This is a genomic window from Corynebacterium sp. Z-1 (genome assembly GCF_031844665.1).
GTDB lineage: Bacteria > Actinomycetota > Actinomycetes > Mycobacteriales > Mycobacteriaceae > Corynebacterium > Corynebacterium sanguinis.
The window spans coordinates 1,416,433-1,435,520 of record NZ_CP134621.1 but is presented as its reverse complement, the minus strand read 5'-3'; the positions used below and the strand labels follow the sequence as shown (position 1 = coordinate 1,435,520).

Genomic DNA, 19,088 nt, shown 5'->3' with positions numbered 1-19,088 from the left:
TGCCCCGGATCCAGCGACGGGATTATTCAACACTTCCCTACTCGCTAAGGGCCTAGGCGTTCGCCCGGCCACGGTCAAAACCATGAGAGCGCGCGGCCAAGTTCCCGAACCTACTGCAACGATTGGTGGTTCGTATGTATGGGCGAAGGAAGAAATATACAGATTCTACGGAGTCCGCAACACCCAGGGTGAAACTCGTCTCGAAGGAATACCACCTGCCGATCCAGCTTTACCTCAGGTTGTCGACCTCTTTTCAGGTTGTGGCGGCCTATCATTAGGATTCCAGCGTTCCGGATTTGACATCCTGGCAGGTTTTGACAATTGGTCGTGTGCGGTAGATACATATAAGGCCAACATGGGGCACGAAGCTTACCTGTTGGATCTTTCGGATATCAGCCTCACGATTGAAACCCTCGGCCAGTTCTTCGCTTCGACCGATCAAACACCAGCCCTCATAGGGGGCCCTCCGTGCCAGGATTTTTCGTCAGCCGGGAAGCGTAGAGAGGGTGCCCGCGCAGACTTGACGGAAAAGTATGCGAATATAGTTGCTCATTTTATGCCCCCATTTTTCGTGATGGAAAACGTCGCGCGGGCGAAACATGCTGCAGCCTTCAAGTCTGCGGTCTCAACTTTTGAGAGAGCTGGCTACTTTGTACGCTACCTCGTAATCGATAGCAGTCGCGTTGGCGTACCCCAAACCAGAAAGCGCTTAATCACGGTAGGTACCCCTTCCGAAAAGCTAACCGAGACAATTTTTGATGCATTGATTTTTGATCAATCGGAACATCAAACCACGGTTAGGGAGTATTTTTCCGAAACCCTGGGCACCCCTCTTGAAATTGACTTCTACTATCGGCATCCCCGGAGTTATGCGCGGCGCGGAGTCTTTTCCGTGGATGAACCATCACCAACAATTCGAGGGGTGAACCGTCCTATACCCACCGGATACCCAGGGCATTCAGGAGATGCAGGACCAATTCATTCGGCGCGCCCATTGTCAACGGCTGAGCGCTCGTTAATCCAGACATTTCCGCGGAATTTTCAATGGGTGGGTTCACGAACAGCCGTCGAGCAAATGATTGGTAATGCAGTGCCCGTAGAGTTGGGAGCATTTATCGGCCGATCGATCGCTCGCGCACTTTCGTCACCTGGGTCAGCCGCCAATTGAACCACTACGTGTTCCGAGCACAAGGAAAGCAGAAATGCAGCTAAACACATACACCGTGATTTTCAGTTAGACTCACCGTTGGAGGTACAGCGTCAATGGTTCCCCCATAAAATCATGAACCAAATTCCTACAACCCACTCGCAGCGTTCCCGTTAACGCGCCGAAGGCGCACTTGCCTTCTTCAAGTTCCGCAGAGATCTGCCCAGATTCGTACTTCAATACCTACTCAATGTTTCCTAGTTTTTCTTGAGGAAAAGCGAGCTGACCCCGTTAAGTTGAACCCAGGCACCTGGTCTACATGATCCGGCTCAGGCCTCTACCAAACCGTTTGCTGAAAAGAACGAAAACGGGTTTCAACCTCGGTGACCGGGTTCAATTTGGTTCCAGGGGTTAACCTTTTTCGAACCCTGATCTTCGGCTACTACCTTTTGGTTCAAAACAGTATCGCGATTGAAGGATTTCAAGGCCTTTTCATATCCGCGCTTCTCCGCAATGCTCATAACGTGCTGCAGCGCAATAGCCTGATCCAATCTACGTTCGGGGAGCAACTCATCCAGTGCATCGGTCGAGATGATTCCATCAACTGAGTACCGGGTAAGTCTAGGGTATAGAAATTCGGTTGAACGGAGGTGTTTCAAGGGAGCATTCCCCGCGAAAGCCCCAGCCTTGTCTGACTGAAAGCCAAAGCTCATCGTCGCAATGGTACGGGAGAAATTAAATGTTCCTTGGGCTGCAAACTCGTATAGGCACGATACCAACCACATTAGTGACCTCGACGGGCGTGAAACCGAACCAATATTTCGTCCGGGTTTTGCAGCGTCTATGTAAAGCTGTAAGAAAGCCAAGTCTGTCCAGACAAATGCATCAAAGGCATGGTCATCCAACTCAGGTGCCTGCCCCTTCGTACGCCAAACAGCGGTAATCACCAGAGGGGTTTGTACGTCAATACCAAATCGAACCAGGTTTTCGGCGGCAGTTTTGAACTCGTCCACTTTCTGCGACATGAACGCTGCATTTCCCCATTCATAGTCATGGGGATGACCGAGGGCGGCATTAATGATGTCGAGCATCTCTAGCCTCCGCCCGACACCGAAAGAATTGGCTATCGAATATGCAATCTGTTCGACGGTCGATGGACGGGTAACAATCTCACATGATTGATTCTCACGGTTCCGTTTTGCCGTCGAGGAAGTCGGCACTACGACAAGTTTTATTTCAAATGGACGACGATGGTCCTGACCTAGCGAAACCACCACGTCCGACTTGTTTGCACCATTGTGCGTGTAGCGATTGTATCCGCTGAAGACTGTCTCAAAATTGAACATCGCTTTTTTCGGATCACAGTCGATTATTTCCGACCACGGGGTCATGAAATGTCCGGTAGAGACACCGCCATTCACACTGGCCGAAGCCCGGATTACCGGGATATCCATACCTTCGACAATCGACATGTACTGAACCATCGCTAGTGGAAATGCGTTTGTGAAAATATTCTTTCCTAAGGATTCCGGCGAGGTGAAGTCGTGGTTTGATCTCTCCATCCCGAACAAAAATGACATTGGGTGCCCGCTTTCGTGTCGTAGCTGAATCCCTCAATCATATGACTGTCGTTCATCGTTTACGACCCGTGCGCTCGATTGTTTTACTCACCCCCGCAATTGTCCCACCCTCTGCCACTTCACTAATCAAACGGTACTTCATCCTTCGAATGCTGTTTCTTTCTGCGAGCCCTTTGATTTCTGAGCTGCTACTCTGAATACACGTACAATTTTGTTTATTCGGCGAGTACGAAAGACCACGCCAATGACTTCGACCCACGTCACCCAAGGAACCAAAATCGTCCTCATCGGTGCTGGCGCTGTCGGCATCGCCTACGCCTACGCTCTGCTTAACCAGGGGCTGACTGACCACCTCGCCATCATCGATCTCAACGAGGATATGACGTGGGCGCAGGTGGAGGATCTCTCCCACTCCGTGCCCTTCTCCGGCCATAACATCCAAGTCACGGTGGGCTCCTATGTCGACTGCCGGGATGCCGCAATCGTGGTCAACTGCGCGGGTGTGGCACAGCGCGAGGGCGAGACTCGCCTCGACCTTGTGGCGCGCAATGTCCAGATCTTCGAGTCCATTAACCTTCAGGTGATGGGCAACGGTTTCAACGGCATTTACTTGGTGGCCGCGAACCCGGTGGACATCCTCACCTACGTCACCTGGAAACAGACGGGGCTTCCGTCGAACCAGGTCATCGGCTCCGGCACGGTGCTCGACACCGCGCGCTGGCGCCACAACCTTGGCAAACGCTTCGGCATTGCTGCCTCGGCTGTGCACGCCTACGTCATCGGCGAGCACGGGGATTCCGAGTTGCCGGTGCTGTCCTCCGGAACCATTGCGGGAGTACAAATCCCGCGCATCGTGGACAAGGAGGCGGAGAAGAACCCGTACATTCACGAAGACATTGAGGAGATGTTCCGCGCAACCCGCGACGCTGCCTACGACATCATCCGCGCTAAGGGCAACACTTCCTACGGCATCGGATCCGCGCTCGCGCGCATTACCCGGGCGATCCTGCGCAACGAGGATGTGGCCCTGCCCGTATCGACGCTGTTGCAGGGCGAGTACGCCCGCGAGGATGTCTACATTGGCACCCCGACCATCATCAATCGCCAGGGCGTGCGCAACGTTGTCGAGCTACGCCTGAACGAGGAAGAATTCGAGCGCTTCGACGCCTCCGCTGCGACGTTGCGTAAGGTGTTGGAATGGACCTGACCCCTGTTTGGTAGACACCCGACAACCCGGCACCCTGCCGGGGAGGAAAGGTAACCTGCCACCATGCCGATCAAGACCTACACCGAGGAGTTCCGCCGCGACGCGGTCGCCCTCTACGAGAACTCCCCCGGCGTATCGATCAACGCCCTCGCCACCGAACTCGGCGTCAACCGCAACACCCTCCAGATCTGGGTCCGCAAATACGGCACCGGAGCCCGCACCAGCAGCTCGGATTCTTCCTCCAGCTCTGACACACCGACCGTGGTGACCGAAGCGGAACGCATCCGCCAGCTGGAACGAGAAGTACGCAGACTCCGGGAGGAACGCGATATTCTGCGCAAGGCCGCGAAATATTTTGCGGAAGAGACGAACTGGTGATCCGCTTCCGGTTTGTTGATGACGCCAAAAGCAGCCATTCGGTTAAGCGGTTATGCGAGGTCCTGAAACTCAACCGGTCCTCGTATTACAAGTGGAAGAAGACCTCCACCACCAGAAAGAAGCGCCTGCTCAGCGACGCGGTACTCGGCGCCCGGGTCAAGACCGTGTTCACAAAAGAACGCGGTTGCTACGGCGCCAAACGCATCACAGCCGAACTCAACGACAACTCGACTACAGCCCCGGTCAATCACAAGAAGATCGCACGGATCATGCGCTCGCTGAAGCTGTTCGGCTACTCGAAGAAACGCAAGGTAACCACCACGGTGTCCGAGGGAAAGAAGCCGGTGTTCCCCGATCTCGTGGGAAGGAAGTTCACCGCCCCGGCACCGAACCGGGTCTACGTCGGTGACATCACCTACCTGCCGATTGCCGACGGGTCGAATATGTACCTCGCCACCGTCATCGACTGTTATTCCCGCCGGCTGGCCGGCTTCGCGATCGCCGACCACATGCGCACTTCCCTGGTTCAGGACGCCGTGGTGATGGCGAAGGGCCAGCGTGGGAGCCTGGAAAACGCTGTTTTTCACTCGGACCACGGCAGTGTGGGCGGATTCAACTGGTCGTCGCAACACCTTGAGGTGAGAAAGGTGTTCAAGGATGGCGACCAAGGACTGGAGCATGAAGACCAGCGAGGGCCCGGAGGGGATGCGGCGGCAGTGGCGCGCGGACCGGGCGTTGCGGCCAGCAATGCGCTCTCCGGGCAGACCGCAGCCATCGAGGGCGGTGCAGCGACAATTCTGGCGCCTGATCGCGGCCGGGGTCACGACAGCGGAGGCAGCGCTGGCGGTGGGGGTGTCGGTGCCGGTCGGATCACGGTGGTTCCGTCACGCTGGCGGTATGCCACCGCTGACGTTGACGGAGCCAACTGGTCGTTATCTCAGTTTCGAGGAGCGAGAGGAGATCGCGATCTTGCGTGCTCAGGGACGCGGTGTCCGGTCGATCGCGCGTACCCTTGGGCGGGATCCGGGCACGATCAGTCGGGAGTTGCGCCGCAACGCTGCTACCCGCAGCGGGAAGCTGGAGTATCGCGCCACGGTGGCCCAATGGAAAGCCCAAGAGGCCGCGAAACGACCCAAGACCGTGAAGCTGGTGGCCAACCTGCGGCTTCGCGACTATGTCCAGGACAGACTCTCTGGGAAGGTCACTGGCCCGGACGGGACGCCGGTGGAAGGGCCGGTCACGCCGACGTGGAAGGGGTTGAACAAGCCTCGTCGGCAAGATCGACGGTGGGCCACCAGTTGGAGCCCGGAGCAGATCAGTCACCGCTTGAAGCTGGATTTCCCTGATGATGAGTCAATGCGTATCAGTCATGAGGCGATCTACCAGGCGTTGTTCATCGAAGGCCGCGGCGCGCTGAAGCGTGAGCTGGTGGCTTGCCTGCGAACGGGCAGGGCGTTGCGACAGCCCCGTGAGCGTTCCCGGAACAAACCCGGCGGTCATGTCGGCGCCGAGGTCGTGATCAGCCAACGCCCCGCAGAAGCCGCTGATCGCGCTGTTCCAGGACACTGGGAAGGTGACCTGGTCATCGGGACCGGCCGCTCTGCGATCGGGACCTTGGTCGAGCGTCGCAGCCGCGCGACGATCCTGGTCCGCTTGCCCCGCCTCGACGGCTGGGGCGAGCACCCTCCGGTCAAGAACGGCCCCGCGCTGGGCGGCTACGGTGCAGTCGCGATGAACGCGGCTCTGGCCGCTGCGATCACGACCCTGCCCCAGCAGTTACGCAAGACGATCACCTGGGACCGCGGCAAGGAACTATCAGGACATGCCGCGTTCACTCTTGAGACTGGCACCAAGGTGTTCTTCGCTGATCCGCACTCCCCGTGGCAACGGCCCACCAACGAGAACACCAACGGCCTGCTACGTCAGTACTTCCCCAAGGGCACCGACCTGTCCCGCTGGAGCGCAGACGACCTCGAAGCGGTGGCCCACACCCTCAACAACAGACCCCGCAAGACCCTCGGCTGGAAGACCCCCGCCGAAGTCTTCGGTGAAGCACTACAATCCCTGAAACAGGCCGGTGTTGCAACCACCGGTTGAACCTGCCGTGTACACCTCGCACGCGTTCCAGGAGACGTGTACGCAGCTGGGGATCCGGCAGTCGATGGGCGGGATCGGTAGCAGTGCTGACAACGCCTTGGCGGAGTCCTTCAACGCCGCATTGAAGCGTGAGGTCCTCCAGGACGCGAAGGTATTTTCCAGTCAGCTTGTCTGTCGCCGGGATGTTTTCCGCTGGTGTACCCGTTACAACACGACTCGTCGGCATTCCTGGTGCAGATATCTCGCTCCAGCGGTGTTCGAGGAGCGTTGCCCTGTTATGCTCAAGTCTGCTTCCTGATTAAATCCCCTGTGTCTACTTTCCAGGGGTCGGGCCCAATCGATCGGCGTGGCCAACTAGGCCGGGATAGTGCTCTAAACTCGGAGCAATATCTATCTCGAAGGAGGCCCCCATGAGTGCAGCACCAAAGCCCAACGCCGTCCAGCAGCTGACCGGCGCGGTGAACAACCGGGTCATGACGTACGCCCAGGTGCGTTACCCGGCGCTGGCTGGCAGCCTCGTGCGCTCCATCACCAGCGGTGGGTCGAAGAAGAAGGCCACCAGCGATGGCGGCCACGGTGTGGCCAGCCACACCGATCAGGGGCGCTACGCTCCCCAGGGCAACGGCCGCACCAACGGCGTTGTCGCCGCCCAGGCGGCCGCTGCCCCGCTGCCGCGCTAACCGCCCCCGGTTATACGGGCGCGGGACGAGGTAGCGGCCGGCGCCCGGGACGATCTCCAGCTCGATTGGCAGCGGGGCCATCAGATAGCCGTCGGCGTAGCAGTTCATCTCCATGTCCATCTCGATACGAACGTGAGAAGCGCGGTAGAAACTGATCCCGTCGCCTTCGACAAGCGTGTTGCGTCTCGTCACCGCCCTAGCCCGCACCGCCGCCGGCTACGGGGCGGACGTGCTCACCCATGCACGCGCCCGGGTGGCGCCGGGACGCACGGACGGTTTCAAGACTGTCACCTTGACCTTGAACGATCGCACCCGCGAGGTGTCCGCGGCCGGAGTCGTCAACGCCACGGGCGTGTGGGCCGGCGACATCGAAAGCGACGTCACCGTCACCCCCAGCCGCGGCACCCACATCGTGGTGGACGCCGAAAAGGTGGGCAACCCCACCGGCGCGCTGACTGTGGCGGTGCCCGGTTCCATCAACCGCTTCTGCTTCATCCTGCCGAACCAGCTCGGGCGCTGCTACATCGGCCTGACCGACGAAAAGGCGCAGCTCGCCGACGTGACCGAGGCGCCCGAGTCCGACGTGCAGTGGATCTTGGACGTGGTCAACCAGGGGCTTGAGACGACCCTGACCACCGACGACGTCCTCGGCGCCTTCGCCGGGCTGTGCTCGCTGGCGCAGCTGCGCTCGGCCTCCGATGTCGGCAGCACCGCTGACTTGTCGCGCGAGCACCTGATCCTGAACAACGACGGCGTTGTTACCGTCACCGGCGGCAAGCTCACCGAGTACCGGCTGATGGCCGAGCAAACCATCGACGAGCTGCTTGACGACGACTCCGTCAGCACCCACCTCAGCTGCAATCCGGCGCCATGCTCGACGAAGAGCATCGCCCTCGTCGGCGCCTCCCTCGAACGCTCGCCGCGCAGCTCAGGCAACATCGCCACGGCAAGCGCAGTAGCGACTATGCCGCCCCGCTCGCTGGTCGAACGCTACGGCGCAGAGGCGTGCAACGTGCTCGCCGCCTGCGCCCTCGCCAACGCCACGGAGCGCATCGCGGGTCTTGACATCACCAGGGCGGAACTCTCGTACGCGGTCACCCACGAGGGCGCGATAAGCGTGGACGACATCCTTGACCGACGCACCCGCATCGGGCTGGTTGCCGCGGACCGCGCAGCTGCAGAACCCGCCGCCCGAAAAGCACTCGCGGCGGCGGGTGTGCAGGCCTAAGCGGCAGAAGAACTAGTCGAAGAACCCGCCGGTGGCGGTGCGCGGCAGGGTCCAGGAAATCGCGTAATCAACCCCGTCGACCAGGCGGGGACGGAAGGTGTCGTTCAGCCGATCGTCGGCATCGTTGACGTTGGCCGCCTCCACCTTCACCGGGAAGGTGTCGCCGGTGGCGTCCCCGGCGGCGCTAATCGCCCCGGAGGTTCCGGCGCGCTGAATAAGCTGCTCAAAGACGAAAGCGGCGGCGGAAGAAGTGTTGACGGTTGCGGCCGCCTCGTCCACGTTGCGGACATCGACCTCGACGTTAGTTGTGTAAGTAGTCATACTGCCATTCTTACCGCAAAAGCCCACACGGCTGGCGGGCCGGGATGGTTAGTCCTCTGCGCGGGCATGGCGCGTGGCGTCGAGATCAGCGCTGCCGCCGAAGAACCTCGCGTGCACTCCGCAGGCCCGCACAAACTCGCGATGAGCTGCGTCGACATCGGCGCGTGCGACGACGCACGCGTTGGCTTTCCCGCTAACAATCGTGCTCGTTCCACGCTGGTCATCGTCGTCGCTGTGAACCGAGATTGTGGTCGAAGGGGCGTCGAAAAGCACCGTGCCGAGCGCGACCATGGCGGTGAGCAGGTCGTGGACCTGGGCGACATAGCCCAGGTTTTCCAGCTCGTGAAACTCGAAGTAAAAGCGCAGGATCTCGCCGAGGTCGCGCGCTATCGGGGCCGGGCCGAGCGCGTCGATCGCGGTGGCGAGCGTCTCCGGAGTGAGCACCATGCGCTCCGTTACGCCCAGCGAACACAGGGTGATGGGGACCGCGGTGTGCGCGAACACCTCGCTGGCGGCGTGAGGATCCACCCAGAAGTTCCACTCGGCGGTGTCGGTGGTGTTGCCTGGGTAGTCAATCGCCCCGCCCATCACGGTGATGTGCTTGAGCTGGGCGAAATGCGAGGGGTGCAGGCGCCGGAAAGCGGCGAGGTTGGTCAAGGGGCCTGTGACCACCAGGTGCAAATCGTCCGTGCCGCGCTCGATGGCGTCGCACCACAACATGTCCCAGTCGGTTTCGACGTGGCGCGCGGGCGCGGACACGTAGCCCAGGCCGGTCTCACCGTGGGTCTCCGGTGTGGTGGTCAGCGGCAGGACCAGCGGATTAGCCATGCCTGCCGCGAGCGAGATCGTGCGCAGGCCACACTGGGCTAGCACCCACGCGGCGTTAACCGCGCATTGGGTGGCCTCGACGTTGCCGGACGTGGTGGTCACAGCCTCCAGCTCCACACTGCCCTCGTGGTGCAAGGCCGCCAGGTAGATCAGCGCACAAGTGTCGTCGATTCCGGGGTCGCAATCTAACACGACGCGCTTCATGCCAGCTCCTTTCGGGTCTCTTGTCCACGCAGCAGCCACACAATCAGCGACGCCAGCGTCAGCGCCCCGCACGAGGCGAAGGCGACGCCAAAACCATAGACCTCCGCGAGCATGCCGACGACAATAGGGGCGCAAATCTGGCCCGCATCCATCGTCATCTGGAACGTGGAAAGCGCCTTGCCACCGGAGCGCTCGTTGCCGATCAGGTCCGCCAGCGTGGCCTGCTGCGCCGGGTTCATTAACCCGCCGCCCACTCCCGCGAGGACCGACAGGAGCAGCAGCGACCACACGTGCGTGGCCAGGCCGAGAGAGCCGGTGAACACAGTCGTGGCGGCGAGGCCCGCGATGATGAGGGGTTTGCGGCCGACGGCGTCGGCAAGCCTGCCCGAGAACTGCAGGGTGACCGCGGTGCCCAGGGCAAAGGCCGTGAGCGCCAGACCCGCCGCGGCCGAACCGTTGGCGAACACGCTGGCCGCGAACAGGGGCAGCACCGAAACCCGGGCACCGAAGTTCGCCCAGCCGTTGGCAAAACCAGAGGTGAGCAGGCTTTGGTACGTGGGCAGACTAATGGCTTCGCTCAACCGCATCGGCGGCAGCTTCGGCGGCAGGACGACGCGCCCCCTGGGTGTCGAAGTGAGGATCCACACCATGATGGCGGCCGCGCCCACGCCGATGCCGTAAACGGCGAAGGGAATGCGGAAACCTAACGACGCCAAAAGCGCCCCGATAACCGGGCCAATGATGTTGCCCAACAGAAACGCCGAGGCGTAAACGGCACTGGCCCGGCCGCGGATCATCGGTGGCGCGACGCGCACAATCAGCGCCTGCGCGGAGAGGGTAAACATGGTCGACCCGAACCCGGCGATAAACCGCAGCACGAAAACATGCCAGTACGCCTGTGCGAAAGCGACGAGGAACGTCGCGACGGCGACGATCAGTAGTCCGGTGATGTAGACGGGTCGCGACCCCACCTTGTCCACCAAGATGCCCGCGCCCGGTGCGCCGATGAGCCGAGCGGCGGCGAAAACCGACACCACCGCGCCCGCGGCTACCATCGAAACACCGAAACTGGCCGTGAACTGCGGCAGGATCGGGGCGATGAAGCCGTAGCCAAGGGCAATGATGAACGCCGCTGCGGTGAGAACCCAGATTGTGCGCGGGATCTTCGGCACGGGTGTGAGATGTTCAGACATATCGGTGTCAGGCTAGCCCGTTTCCGTCTCCGGTGTAATTCATGGAGGTCGGGCTAGTGGGCGTCGACGGATTCATTGCGGTGAGACCGGGGCCATCGCGCAAGGATCTCGGGCGCTGAGGTATAGCTGCTAGACCTCAGGCGACCGGCCCCGGCAAGGATTCGCCCACATGTTCTAACGGCACGAAAGCCGTGTCGCACCGTTGATCTAACTTCAGTGCCATGACACAGCACATTGATTACATCGCATCCACCCCGTCCCAAATTGCATCAGACATTTCGTCGCGCCACCCGCTCGCCATCGACGACCTGCACAGCATCATCCACCATCCGCGCTCGCTCGCCCGGCCGACGGCGGCGTGGCGCCCGCCGGTGAAAAACCTCCCCGCCCACCGCGGCGGCCCGCTTCTTGCAGCGGCGGTCACACGTCGCCGCGTTGGGCCACGTGCACGTGCCCGGATACAAGGGTGGGGCGAGCCACACGTGCCCGCCTACCTCATCGAGGTCCGCTTCACTGACACCTCAGGCGCGATTGTTGATCCCCACCTGGCAGAGGCGTGGATCCGCTCACTAGTCACCGAGGACTACGCAGCCGCGGTGCACGAGATCGCCTCGCCCAAGGCGGTCACCTACGTCTGGCTTGTCGACGCCCACTTCACGCCCGTGTCCTCACCCCCGTCGATGTTCGACGGGATGACGGCCGCGTAGGACGCCCCCTATACCTCGTCGGTGACCGGAACCTGCGTGTTCGGGTCAATGTCGGTTTTATGGACGCGGCGCGCCGAGGCCGCGTCCGACGCATCCGGCGCCACTGCGGCAGTGGCGTTCGGGATGCGCGTGTCATCCGCATCTACCGCGTCATCTTCATCTTCGTCAAAATCATCGTCGAAGTCTTCATCGTCGTCATCGTCGTCGAACTCGTCCAAGTCATCGGAGCCAGCAACGTCGTCGGCACCGTCGTCGGCACCGTCGATTTCCTCGTCGAGCCCATCGCGGCCGAAGATGTCGTAGACCTCCGGCTCGTCAAACCCGTCCTCCACGGGCAGTAAATGCGACTCCCACTCCTCCGCCTGGTCGGCTGCGAGGGAGAGGACGTCAAAGAGGCGATCGAAATCGGTGAACTTGCCCAGTGCAAGAACCTCCGACTCGGAAACGGCCTCCGCGTGGATGGTTTCAAACAAGCGCGAGCGATCCTCGTCCGTCAGCTCCGCATCCCCATCCGACTCCCACAGCTCACCGATGGCGCCGTCCATCAAATCGTCGTAGTTATCCGACAGGGCCACGAACGTCACGGTGGCGCACGGCTCCCCGTCGACAACCTCAACGAGGACCTGCAGTTCAGCACTGTCCCCGACCTCCGCGCGCATGAGCTGGGTATTCACCGGGTCCGGGAAGAACTCCAGATCACTGATGCGCTCATCGGTGGCCTCGTGAAGGTCGCGCAGCACGGTCACTACCTGGTCCGTCGCCACGTGTTCCGCAACCGTTGCCACCGCGTCCTCGACTGAGAACACGACCGAGACCAAAACGGCCTCGAACTCGTCGTCGTCCTCGTCGACGTCGGCCGCAGCAATGTAGACGTTCGCCGCAGGCAGGTGCGGGTCGATCTCCACGAACTGGATTTCCACTTCGGCAGTAATGGGCACGAACATGGTCTCATCGTGCACGCGGGATTCAATGCCGTCACGGTCAAGGGCGGCGGCGATATCCTCGAAAAAGCTCACGGCGAACCATTCCTTCCAAGTGGGTGGCTGAAGAGTGTCCTCATGACGGCCCCAGCCTAGCCCCGAATAGCCGGGCGCGCGCACCTCGCGCTCTACTCGTCGTCAGTGTCCGGCAAGTCGAACCCGAAGAACTCTGCCAGCGACTCCATCAGCTCCCCGCGGTTGTTGCCCCACTCGCGCATATCGAAGTCCTCCCAGGCCAGGCGCTTCGAGCTCTTCGGGTCGTATTCGACGAATCTCTCGGCACCGAAGACCGCGGTCGCACGCCCGGGGATATCGTCGCGCCGGAATCCATACTCCGGCCATTCCTCGCCCGGCCGGCCGGTGTGGAAGAAACTCCCCCAATGCCGTTGCATGGTTCGGCTGACCTCGGCGAACGCCTCGCGGGAGCCGAATCGGTCCAACTTGGACATGCGGGTGGAGTGCGGGTCCCCGAACACAGCGACCAGGTCCGCCGAGTGCATCGCACCCAGACCCAGCCTGCGCATCGTCGCCGAGGCGTACTCGAAGCGGTACATCCACGTCGACGCCAGCCGCCGGTGCGCCGTGGCCAGCATCACCGACGGGGCCCAGAACACAGCGTCAGCGATCAGGTCCGCGAACTCCGCGCGCCCGCCCGCGTACCCGTACGCCTCCATTACGAGGTGCGCGTTGTCCGCATCGAACGCCTCCAATGCCCGGCGCGCGGCGCGCTGGCGCGATTTTGTTGTCTGGTACATCGCTTTGGCGAAACTCGCCTCGTCCGAGTTCGTTCCGATGATCAGCGGAACCGCGGCCTGTTGGCCGTCCTCGAACATGTCGATGGGGTGTGCCGGCAGCGTCGCGTTGTCGACCGTGGGCATGAACGCCGTGTTGAACTGCACGACCTCCTTGCCGGTGAGCATCATTGAGCGGCCCACGCGCACGAGCTCAGCGGCGTCGACGTCGCGCAGGTCGGACAGGGTTGTGGTCCGGGGCATGGAGAGGCCGTCGATAAGCCTGCGCACCCACATCGCGGCCTGGACGCGCGAGTGCACGCTTGCCGACGGCGGCGACTGCGCGATCGCCCGATGAAACAGCCCGCGCGCCGCCGGGGCACACATCAGGTGCAGCACCGCAGCCCCGCCAGCCGACTCCCCCATCAGCGTCACCGCGTCCGGGTCGCCGCCGAACGCGGCGATGTTCTCGTGCACCCAGCGAAGCGCCAGCACCTGGTCGTGGATCGCCGGGTTGGCGACGCAATCGCCTCCCACCGAGCGCATGTCCAAGTACCCGAGAACGCCGAGCCGGAAATTGACCGAGACGTACACCACATCCGTCGCCTGGCTCAAGAAGTGCCCCTGCAGCACCTTTTCGTGCGACGAACCGGTGATAAACGTACCGCCGTGGAAGTACACCACCACCGGCAAGACGTCGTCGGTATCAGGGCGCACAATGTCGAGAGAGAGGCAGTCCTCGGAGCCGATCACGCTGTCTTTGAAGCTGAACGTGGTCTGCATCGCAGGCGGCGCGAACACGGACGCGTCGCGCACGCCCTCCCACTCCGGCGCCGGCCGCGGGGCGCGGAAACGCTGGGCGCCGGCGGTGGAATCGCCGAACGGCACGCCCCGCCACGTTCGCGCCCCCGTCATCGGGTCGACAACGCCGCGTACCACACCTGATGTGGTGCGTACCTCGGGTTGTGACACTCGGGCCTCCTTGCCATTCAACCGATACTTGTGCACAGCAATGCTTCCATGCGATTCTCACAAAAGGGTTACCGTGGGAATGATTGCGCGTATCAGCGCGCTGGACGGTACATGTGCGCCCAATCTTTTGAACTGGGGCGAGTTTAATTGACTTAACCAAGGAGAACACAATGATTGGCGGGCGCTCGGACTCCCCTCGCAATAACAGCACCGGCTCCGTCGACGACGCCCAGGTGAAGGAAGTCATCACCGACGCTTTCAACTCCGACTCAAAGACCTTGGAGGATGAGGCCGGCCGCATCGGCAAGAGCTTCATTGCCGTGGTGGACAAGGCCGTTCACCTGCAGTCGGGCAGCATCAAGGCCCACGTCAACTGGCTGCGCCGCCAAAACCCAGACGCCTCCCCCGCCGAAGTGCAGGCGAAGATGGACCGCCACTTCCGCACCACTGTCTCCGGCACCGGCGCGGGCGCCGGACTCGCCGCCGCTGTTCCCGGCATCGGGCTGATCACCGGCGCCGCCGCCATCGCCGGCGAGTCGGTCGTCTTCTTGGACATCGCCGCGTTCTACACCGTGGCCAGCGCCTACTTGCGCGGCATCGACATCGACGACCCGGAGCGCCGCCGCGCCGTCGTATTGGTCACCCTCACCGGCACCCAGGGCCTCGCCGTGGTCGATTCCGTCCTCGGCAGCGGCGGCAAATTCACCCGCACCAACATGCTCTCGCGCTTTTCCGGGCCGACGCTGGTGGAGGCCAACAACATCCTCACCCGCACCGCGTTGCGCTCGGTGACGAAACGGCTGCGACGCACCTGGCTGGGCAAGTTCTTGCCGCTGGGCATCGGCGCGGTGGCGGGTACTATCGCCAACCGCAAGCTCGCCACCGTCGTCAGCGACAATGTCTCGGCCTCCCTCGGCCCGCTGCCGCCGCGGTTTGCCCAGGAGCTGCCCGCCGAGGCGTCCGCGGAGGAGCAAGAGATGGTCAAGCGCGCGAAAAACCCGCGCGCCTTCTTGAGCTTCATCGCGGGCGCGGTCGGCGGCCAGAAGTCCGATTCCGACAACACGAGCGACACCGGCGATAACAAGCGCACCCGCGCTCGACGCAACCGTGGCTAGGCCGCGCGAGGCGTCGCTGCTGCGCCGCGTCGTCCGCGAAAACAAGGCGGCCGCCTACCTCGCCTTCGGCACAGCGTTTTTGGCTGCCTTCGCCCAGGTCGCCCTGCCCGCGCTGACGGGTCGCGCGATCGACGTCGCCACGGGTGCGGCCCAGGGCTCGATCAGGGAGATCGCGTGGTCGATGGTGGGTCTCGCGCTGCTAACCTACGCCCTTAGCTGGATGCGCCGCTGGTCCTCGGGGCTTTTGGCGACGAACTCCCAGCACTGGGTGCGCGTCGGCCTGCTGAAAACCCTGCACCGCCTCGACGGGCCGGGACAAGATGACATTGTCACCGGCCAGATCGTGTCGCGTTCGATCACGGACCTCAACCAGTTCCACATGGTGCTCGGGTCCGCGCCCATGTTCGTGACCCGCGCTCTGCAGCTTCTGGCCACGATCGTTGTCATGCTGACCATGGACGTGCGCTTGACGCTGCTGTCGTTGGCGCTGATGCCGCTGATCCTGTGGGAGGCCAACCGTTCGCGCACGGCGCTCTACGCCGCGACCTGGGTCAACCAGCAAACCGCGGCGGATCTGGCCAGCCACGTCGAGCAGACCGTCTCCGGCGTGCGGGTGGTCAAGGCCTTCGGGCGCGAAGACCGCGAAATCGATCGCCTCGACGAGCTGGGCCGCTACCTGTACGCGGTGAAGATGCGGGCGGCGAAACTCACGGCGCGCTTCCAGCCGCTGCTCTCCCAGTTGCCGAAGATTGCCCTGGTGATCACGATCGTCGCCGGCGGCCTGATTGCGGTCAGTGGGGCGATCACGATTGGCGCCTTCGTGGCTTTCAGCGCGTACCTGACCTCGATGTCGTCGTTGCTGTCGATGCTGACCAACCAGTACGTGCGCCTGCAGATGGGCTTGAGCTCGGTCGATCGCCTCAACCAGGTTCTGACTCTGCGCACCGAGCGCGACGATCCCGCAGCCCCCCAGCCAGCTCCGCCCGGAAGCGTCGGCATCCGCTTCGACGACGTTCACTTCGCCACCGGCGGCCACCAGGTGCTGGATGGGTTGACGCTGACCGCGGCCCCCGGTGAAACCATCGCGGTTATCGGCCCCGCCGGCGCGGGCAAGTCCATGGCGGTACAGCTCGCCGGCGGGTTCTACACCCCTGACGCCGGCAGCGTCTCGCTTCTCGACGCCTCCCTGACGCCCACCAACTACGACAGCATGACCCTGGAGGCAATCCGCTCGAAGGTCACCTGCGTGTTCGACGAGGCTTTCTTGTTCTCCTCGTCGATCCACGACAACATCGCAATGGGCACCGGGGCCACCGACGCCGAGGTCCGCGAGGCCGCGCGGCTCGCGCGCGCCGACCAGTTCATCGACAACCTGCCCGAGGGTTACGACACACTCGTTGGCGAGCGTGGCCTGACGCTTTCCGGCGGCCAGCGCCAACGCATCGCCCTGGCCCGCGCGCTGCTGTCGCGCCCGGCCGTGATGGTGCTCGACGACGCCACCAGCGCCATCGACGCCGACAACGAGGCGGCCATCCTGAACAACCTGCGCACGCACCTGCGCGGGGTGACCATGATCGCGGTGGCGCACCGCCAGTCCACCGTCGACCATGCCGACCGGGTCGTCATCATGGATCGCGGCCGCGTCATCGCCGACGGGCCCCGCGAGGAGATCGTCGCCCTCGACGCCTATCGCGCGCTGATGGACCCCGCGCCAGACGCCCCTGCCCCGAGACGGACGCAACCGTCTCACGATGAACTGTGGCCGCAGGTCGACCACGGGTACCGCGAGCACTTCAACACCAGCGGCCCCGGTAGCTCCATCGCCGCCAGCGAGGAGCTGCTCGCGCGTGTCGACGCCCTGCCCCGCGCAACCGAACAGCCCAACCTCGCCGACACCAAGGTCGCGGAGCTGCGCGAACCCACGTCCACCTTCAAGGTCGCGGACCTGTTCAAGGCCGTGCGCTGGCTGATCGCGGCGACCGTGATCCTGCTCGTCATCGGCGTGCTGGCGGACCTCGCCCTGCCCACCCTGATCCGCGCGGCCATCGACCGCGGCATCACGCCGGGCGACACCGACGCCCTGTGGACTGTCGGCGCGCTGGCTCTCGGCGTGGTCGCCATCGCCTGGGCCGCCGAGGTGCTGATGACGGTGCTGAGCTCGCGCTCGGGTGAGCGCCTGCTTTACGGCCTGCGGTTGCGCAGCTACGCGCACCTGCAGCAGCTTGGTTTGAGCTACTTCGAACGCCATCTCTCGGGGCGGATCATGACGCGCATGACCACCGACATCGACACACTGTCGTCGTTTTTGCAGACCGGGCTCGCCCAGGCAATCGTTGCGGTGGGCACGCTGATCGGCGTGACCGTGATGCTGGTGGCCACCGACGGCCGGCTCACACTCATCGCGCTGCTCGCGGTGCCCGTCATCGTTGCCGCCACCGTGGTCTTTCGCATCCTGTCCAAGCGTTATTACCACGCCGCGCGCGCCCAGGTCTCGCTGGTCAACGGCGAGTTCGCCGAGCTCATCGGCGGAATCCGCATCTCCCAGATGCACCTCGCCGAGACGGGCGCGGAAGCCGACTTCGCCGCAGAATCCGAAACCTACCGCCGCTACCGCATGAGGTCGGTCAACCTGCTGGCCCTGTACTTCCCGGGCATGCAGGCGATCTCCCAGGTGATGACGGCCGTGATCGTCGGCTACGGCGCCGGCCGGGTGGAAAGCGGGGAGCTCTCCGTCGGCGTGCTCGTCGCGTTCACCATGTACCTCGGCCAGCTCTACGGTCCGATCCAGCAGCTCGGGCAGACCTTCGACGCCTGGCAGCAGGCCACGGTGAGCTTCAGCCGCATCACCGATCTGCTGGACACGCGCACCACCGTGCCCGACACCGGGACGAGCGCAGGCGCCGCCTCCGCCGCCCGCGGACCGTTAAGCTTCGACAACGTCAGCTTCTCCTACAACCCGCAGGCGCCCGAGCCCACCACGGTGCTTTCCGGTGTCAACCTCACCCTCAAGCCGGGTCGCACCGTTGCGCTCGTCGGACCTACCGGGGCCGGCAAGTCGACGGTGGTCAAGCTCCTGGCCCGCTTCTATGACCCGACCCGGGGCGTGGTGCGGGCGTCGTCAAGCGATATTGCGAGCTTTCCTCTGAGCGAATGGCGCCGAGCGCTGGCCCAGGTTCCGCAGGAGTCGTACCTGTTTCCGGGCACCGTCGCCGACAACATCGCCTACGGGGTCAACGACGCCACCGAAGCCGAGATCGAGGCCGCGGTCGAGCGCATCGGCGCGCTCGACATCATCGCTTCCATCCCCGGTGGGTTCAACCACCTCGTTGGCGAGCGGGGCCGCGGCTTGAGTTCCGGGCAGCGCCAGATCATCGCGCTGGCGCGCGCGGAAATGCTCCACCCCGACGTCGTTCTTCTCGACGAAGCCACCGCCACCCTCGACCCCGCCACCGAACGCGCCGTGCTCGACGCCGCCGAGCACACCACCGTGGGGCGCACGTCGGTCATCGTCGCGCACCGCCTTGCGACGGCGCGCCGAGCGGACCGAATACTCGTTATCAACGAAGGACGTATCATAGAAGACGGTACCCACGATGAACTCCTTAGCACCGGTGGGCACTATGCCCGCATGTGGGCAATCCACCGCTAAAGGGGTGCGAGTTAACCCTCGCCGGGGCATTTAATTAGAGTCGATAAAAGTTACCGCAATCAAACAATGAA

General features: G+C 63.0%; 13 protein-coding genes and 3 pseudogenes. 10 read left to right on the top strand and 6 right to left on the bottom strand.

Going from position 1 to position 19,088, the window contains the following annotated elements; translation table 11 throughout:
- Positions 1-82: 82 nt before the first annotated feature.
- Entirely contained in the window at positions 83-1,168 is a 1,086-nt protein-coding gene (locus RIU96_RS07060; RefSeq protein ID WP_259916481.1) for a DNA cytosine methyltransferase, read from the top strand.
- A gap of 353 nt (positions 1,169-1,521) precedes the next feature.
- On the opposite strand, the gene RIU96_RS07055 is transcribed toward RIU96_RS07060, so the two are convergent.
- A complete protein-coding gene (locus RIU96_RS07055; RefSeq protein WP_259807578.1) occupies positions 1,522-2,727 on the bottom strand; it encodes a HindVP family restriction endonuclease in 1,206 nt (401 codons plus the stop codon).
- Between the two features lie 244 nt (positions 2,728-2,971).
- Here RIU96_RS07055 and RIU96_RS07050 point away from each other — a divergent pair, with 244 nt between their 5' ends.
- The 6 genes and pseudogenes from RIU96_RS07050 to RIU96_RS07025 all read left to right on the top strand — a co-directional run bounded on the left by RIU96_RS07050 (position 2,972) and on the right by RIU96_RS07025 (position 8,317).
- Positions 2,972-3,934: an L-lactate dehydrogenase gene (locus RIU96_RS07050; RefSeq protein ID WP_311204807.1), complete on the top strand. Its 963-nt coding sequence runs from the start codon at positions 2,972-2,974 to the stop codon at positions 3,932-3,934.
- 63 nt (positions 3,935-3,997) lie between these two features.
- Positions 3,998-4,917 (top strand): annotated as a pseudogene (locus tag RIU96_RS07045) (IS3 family transposase); the annotation flags it as partial.
- A gap of 73 nt (positions 4,918-4,990) precedes the next feature.
- A complete protein-coding gene (locus RIU96_RS07040; RefSeq protein ID WP_311205181.1) occupies positions 4,991-6,409 on the top strand; it encodes an IS30 family transposase in 1,419 nt (472 codons plus the stop codon).
- 4 nt (positions 6,410-6,413) lie between these two features.
- Positions 6,414-6,707, top strand: a pseudogene (locus RIU96_RS07035) (integrase core domain-containing protein); the annotation flags it as partial.
- 112 nt (positions 6,708-6,819) lie between these two features.
- Positions 6,820-7,089, top strand: coding sequence for a hypothetical protein (locus tag RIU96_RS07030; protein WP_311204806.1), 270 nt, complete (start codon positions 6,820-6,822; stop codon positions 7,087-7,089).
- A gap of 175 nt (positions 7,090-7,264) precedes the next feature.
- Complete coding sequence (locus tag RIU96_RS07025) at positions 7,265-8,317, top strand: FAD-dependent oxidoreductase (protein ID WP_311204805.1); 1,053 nt, start codon at positions 7,265-7,267, stop codon at positions 8,315-8,317.
- Positions 8,318-8,329: 12 nt separating this feature from the next.
- Here the strand turns inward: RIU96_RS07025 and RIU96_RS07020 are convergent, their stop codons facing one another.
- The 3 genes from RIU96_RS07020 to RIU96_RS07010 are packed head-to-tail and all read right to left on the bottom strand — an operon-like array spanning position 8,330 to position 10,863.
- Positions 8,330-8,638 (bottom strand): hypothetical protein, encoded by a 309-nt coding sequence (locus tag RIU96_RS07020; protein ID WP_136651853.1) that lies wholly within the window; start codon positions 8,636-8,638, stop codon positions 8,330-8,332.
- A gap of 48 nt (positions 8,639-8,686) precedes the next feature.
- The gene (locus tag RIU96_RS07015) at positions 8,687-9,670 is read right to left on the bottom strand and encodes a nucleoside hydrolase (RefSeq protein WP_144823550.1); all 984 of its coding nucleotides are present in this window, start codon (positions 9,668-9,670) and stop codon (positions 8,687-8,689) included.
- On the bottom strand, positions 9,667-10,863 hold the full coding sequence (locus RIU96_RS07010; RefSeq protein WP_144778849.1) for an MFS transporter: 1,197 nt from the start codon (positions 10,861-10,863) through the stop codon (positions 9,667-9,669). Before RIU96_RS07010 ends, RIU96_RS07015 begins: the two co-directional genes overlap by 4 nt.
- A gap of 221 nt (positions 10,864-11,084) precedes the next feature.
- Here RIU96_RS07010 and RIU96_RS07005 point away from each other — a divergent pair, with 221 nt between their 5' ends.
- The gene (locus RIU96_RS07005; protein ID WP_006840684.1) at positions 11,085-11,570 is read left to right on the top strand and encodes a hypothetical protein; all 486 of its coding nucleotides are present in this window, start codon (positions 11,085-11,087) and stop codon (positions 11,568-11,570) included.
- Between the two features lie 170 nt (positions 11,571-11,740).
- Here RIU96_RS07005 and RIU96_RS07000 read toward each other — a convergent pair.
- A pseudogene (locus RIU96_RS07000) lies at positions 11,741-12,586 on the bottom strand (DNA primase); the annotation flags it as partial.
- A gap of 92 nt (positions 12,587-12,678) precedes the next feature.
- Positions 12,679-14,253, bottom strand: a complete 1,575-nt coding sequence (locus RIU96_RS06995) for a carboxylesterase/lipase family protein (protein ID WP_144741736.1) — start codon at positions 14,251-14,253, stop codon at positions 12,679-12,681.
- 170 nt (positions 14,254-14,423) lie between these two features.
- On the opposite strand from RIU96_RS06995, the gene RIU96_RS06990 reads away from it, so the two are divergent.
- Both RIU96_RS06990 and RIU96_RS06985 read left to right on the top strand, forming a co-directional pair.
- On the top strand, positions 14,424-15,368 hold the full coding sequence (locus tag RIU96_RS06990) for a hypothetical protein (RefSeq protein WP_144741734.1): 945 nt from the start codon (positions 14,424-14,426) through the stop codon (positions 15,366-15,368).
- Entirely contained in the window at positions 15,361-19,017 is a 3,657-nt protein-coding gene (locus RIU96_RS06985; protein WP_144741732.1) for an ABC transporter ATP-binding protein, read from the top strand. Before RIU96_RS06990 ends, RIU96_RS06985 begins: the two co-directional genes overlap by 8 nt.
- Positions 19,018-19,088 lie beyond the last annotated feature (71 nt).